The 795-nt window shown below is 45.4% G+C and carries 1 protein-coding gene; it reads left to right on the top strand.

The genetic code is table 11. The annotated features are described in order from the left end of the window. Positions 1-795 (top strand): IS4 family transposase (locus tag ACFQ0C_RS31645; protein WP_379372862.1); only part of this gene is annotated, 795 nt, incomplete at both ends.

The raw sequence follows: 795 nt of genomic DNA, 5'->3' as shown, positions 1-795 counted from the left end.
AAACAGCTTAAAACAGTGAGTCTGCTGAAGATATTCCTCTGCGCACAGTTATTGAAGTGGGATTCTCTGTACACGATCGAAAGAGGTATTCGATCAGACCCTGAGTTTCAGAAAGAATTCGAAATCGATAGCATCAACAAGTCTCAGCTATCGCGCCGTATGAATGCTCTTCCTGTCGAGGTCACTCAAGCCTTATTCGCTGCCGTTGTTCATGCTGTTCAAAAAACAGCTCATCCTCGCAAAAAACAAGACAAGCTTACTTTAGGAATCGTAGATTCTACAAGTTTGAGGATGCCTCCTATGATTGGAGATTGGGCTTACGTTACGGAAAAGCAGAATAGCGTCAAGGTTCATACGCGACTCATGGTCATCGATGAGCATACGGCTTATCCGGATCAAATTGTTCCGTCTACAGGCAATGTCAGTGATTACATCGGTTCGGACAGTCTAGTTGTAGATCCAGGTGTGCTTTACGTCATGGATCGCGGTTATGTCTGCTACAAAAGGATGCAAAAATGGGCGACCCATAACATCGATTTTGTCGTTCGCTTAGCCAATCATCATTTCGCCGAAATCCTTGAAGAGCGGCCAATTCCCGAAAGTAATCATGGAGTCGTTCGAGATGCTATGGTTTTGCTGGGGAATCAACCTAAAACAAAAATGAGCGTCCCGCTGCGCCTCATTGAGTTTTACGACGAGCAGAACCGATTCTACCGTCTGGCAACGACGAAGTGTGATTTGTCCGTAGAAGAAGTGATGGATATTTACCGCAATCGCTGGCTGATCGAACTGTTC

This window comes from Paenibacillus sp. GCM10027630 (assembly GCF_042676305.1).
Lineage (GTDB): Bacteria > Bacillota > Bacilli > Paenibacillales > NBRC-103111 > Paenibacillus_S.
The sequence above is the reverse complement of the archived record's forward strand: the minus strand, read 5'-3'. Positions and strand labels throughout refer to the sequence as shown.